This window comes from Candidatus Dependentiae bacterium (assembly GCA_026389065.1).
GTDB lineage: Bacteria > Babelota > Babeliae > Babelales > Chromulinivoraceae > JACPFN01.
Map to the genome: position 1 here is coordinate 1 of JAPLIP010000068.1, position 2,884 is coordinate 2,884.

A 2,884-nucleotide genomic window follows, 5' to 3' on the forward strand; every position below is an offset into this window, starting at 1 on the left:
CACTTGTTAACAAACCATGGCAGACTTTTAATCTGGCCATGGTTTGTTAATTTCTTTAATTTTCGTCTGGGCTATTGCCTTGTTATAATTAATATAACTTCACATCTTCACCAGCAATCAATCGATCAGCAATTTCATTTAATTCTTCATATGATCTTTCAAATTGCGGATCAGCTGACATCCCACCTAAATCCTTTAGAAAATCTTTAAATTCATCTTCTGTTTCAAGTATGTGCTCATAATACATATTAAGAGCCCATCGACCAATTAGCTCTGCATCCTCTTTGTTCTTAATTTTTTCTTTTAACTCTAATCCAAATTCTTTTTTGGTATATTCCATTTCGAGCCCTTTATATTATTTTGCATATCTTTATACGTTGCAGGGTAATGCTGTGATGCAATAGCTCTACCATTAACCATGGTAGGACGTATTCTGTTTACATTACCAGAGTGATCATAACACTCTTGCCATTGTCTAACACGACCAGTTTTTGGATCAAATTCTGTTACAAAAGATCTGCCACTTGTGGGACCAGGAGTATCGGAAGGTTTTATTTTTTCATAATACCTCATTCTTCCATCCGGTAATTCTATTGTCTTATCAGCTACTCGTTGAGCATCTCTCAAAGCACTTGATTTTTTGGTAGCCAAAGTTCTCGGTGGCGTTGCTTTTGATCCAGAAGCAACCTTGCCAGCTTTTTCAATGCCTTTTTCAGTCTCCATTAACTCAGCAGCAAGATTTTTTGCTATGTTTTCTTGCGCAGCGTGCTCGATTTTTTGAACTGTTTTTGTCAATTCTTGCATTAACTCAGCAGCAAGATTTTTTGCTATGTTTTCTTGCGCAGCGTGCTCGATTTTTTGAACTGTTTTTGTCAATTCTTGCACTGATGTCTCAAATCCTAATTCTTCTGAGAGCGCAGGAGCCACGCCTTCAAGCGTACGCAAGATTTTAGCTTGTGATCGAATTACGCCAGAAACTTCACCAACAGCATGTATGACTTTTCCAGGGAGAACAAGATTAGTTCCAAATCTCGCTAAGGCCTCAACTCTTTCAGGGCCTGTAGAGTTTGCCATCTGATCACCAAGCTTATGCAAAGCCTGCGCAACTTGCTCATTTCTTTGATCGCGTTTTAATTTATAGCTTTCAGGCGCCATAGATTCGTCTTCAACGCAGTTTAATGCAGCTGTTTCGAGAGCAAAGCAGATTGTTTTACCAAGGTCTTTACACGTTTCAATTGGACGGGACGCCATATGAAAAACATCTGTAGCGCCATAAGCTATTCCATAAACAACGCCTTGCGCGTAAGGTAGTGCAGCTGTAGCAATATCGCGAGATAATCTTAGGGCTATCCAATCAACATCCATAAGCTGTGATGCCAGCAATATTTGATTGCTTTTATTTATTTCTTTTGGTTGTCCCTAATCAACCCCTTGCTCATCGGCAGGATCATACAATCTAAAATCTGATTCAAATTCATTATCTGCTGGGCAGCGCCAAACCCTGGTACGTTTCTCAGGATGAGCTTTGACATACTCTTTCCATCGCTTGATATAATTTAAATATATTTTATGTTCACGATTCATGTTCGCGATATCTTCATCAGATAATTCATCTTTTTCAAGAATATCTACAAAGCCATTATCGTGTTCACGAAAAATTACATAATTTGGCTTACGTTTATAAATTCCTTGCCACTGTTCTTCTAAATATTCATAATTGTCACGAAATATTCTTATTGCTGGCATCTCTGCAAAACGCTTACGACTATATTTATGATATCGATCTATATAGACCAAATTTTCTTCAAGCGTATTAAAATCACTAAAAATCAAACCTCTTTTAATATTATCATCTGACCAAATAACAACTCTTCGAGGATCATTTTCATCCTCTTTAAATTTAATCCAACATTCATTTTCTTTATAATCTAAAAAGTAAAATAAACCCTCTAAGGGCAAATTACGAGTGGGTACTTTTTCTCTATATGGATATTGATCCTGAAAATAATAAATTATATATCTCATTTTTTTACCGTATAAATTGGATGAGCAGTAACAACATGTCTATTTAATGTATTTTCAATTGCAGCACAAGTATGATTTAAAGGATTAGTATTAGTAATAATTTGTAGTGTAAAGTCATCGCTTGTTGTTATATACAAAGGCTTTACAGATTTAGGAGTCAACAATCCATTTCTCATTGCATTTTCACATGCAACTTTTGTTTCTTGAGCTATCTTTTCAACATTCCAATGGGATGGAAATTCTGTATGTGTAAACTTACCGCCCGTGCATAAATCTTTCATTTTGTATTCTACGCATCCATTGCCAAACTCTAGGAAAGATTCAATTGCCACTAATCCCTCTTGTTCAAGCTTAGTCATTGTACCAGCTAAATGCCCACCTTTTAAATCAACGGTATAAAAAGACTTTGATTCATCTAATATTAATTTATATTTAATATTAACTGTGTGCTCAAGATCCATACAAACGGACATTTCTGCATTACCTGCAATCTGTTGCATTGTTTTATATTCCTCAAGCAAAGCGGCTTCAATTTTTGTATTTACTTTAGCGCAAGCTTGCTTAAGATAATAGTCAATATTATTAAGCAGATCAGACTTATTTACAGAAATTTTATAGCCAAACTTTTTAAGCTGATCAAATGAGTCCTGAAATGAAAGTACTTTGCACCGTACTGGCAATGAAGGCGTTGCTTTTGATCCAGAAGCAACCTTGCCAGCTTTTTCAATGCCTTTTTCAGCCTCCATTAACTCAGCAGCAAGATTTTTTGCTATGTTTTCTTGCGCAGCGTGCTCGATTTTTTGAACTGTTTTTGTCAATTCTTGCACTGATGTCTCAAATCCTAATTCTTCTGAGAGCG

Annotated in this window: 4 protein-coding genes; all 4 read right to left on the reverse strand. The window is 36.0% G+C overall.

Annotated elements, in window-relative coordinates; translation table 11 throughout:
• Positions 1 to 88: 88 nt before the first annotated feature.
• Positions 89 to 340: a hypothetical protein gene (locus tag NTU89_04520; GenBank protein MCX5923793.1), complete on the reverse strand. Its 252-nt coding sequence runs from the start codon at positions 338 to 340 to the stop codon at positions 89 to 91.
• Positions 310 to 1,365 (reverse strand): hypothetical protein, encoded by a 1,056-nt coding sequence (locus NTU89_04525; GenBank protein MCX5923794.1) that lies wholly within the window; start codon positions 1,363 to 1,365, stop codon positions 310 to 312. The genes NTU89_04520 and NTU89_04525 overlap by 31 nt, the downstream gene beginning before the upstream one ends.
• A gap of 54 nt (positions 1,366 to 1,419) precedes the next feature.
• Positions 1,420 to 2,025, reverse strand: a complete 606-nt coding sequence (locus NTU89_04530; protein ID MCX5923795.1) for a hypothetical protein — start codon at positions 2,023 to 2,025, stop codon at positions 1,420 to 1,422.
• The coding region (locus NTU89_04535; GenBank protein MCX5923796.1) for a hypothetical protein at positions 2,022 to 2,884 on the reverse strand (863 nt) is incomplete at its 5' end. The genes NTU89_04535 and NTU89_04530, both read right to left, overlap by 4 nt.

Bases quoted from the DNA above. Each gene is read 5' to 3' on its own strand.
- NTU89_04520 (MCX5923793.1), bottom strand. From the start codon at position 340: ATGGAATATACCAAAAAAGAATTTGGATTAGAGTTAAAAGAAAAAATT.
- NTU89_04525 (MCX5923794.1), bottom strand. From the start codon at position 1,365: ATGGATGTTGATTGGATAGCCCTAAGATTATCTCGCGATATTGCTACA.
- NTU89_04530 (MCX5923795.1), bottom strand. From the start codon at position 2,025: ATGAGATATATAATTTATTATTTTCAGGATCAATATCCATATAGAGAA.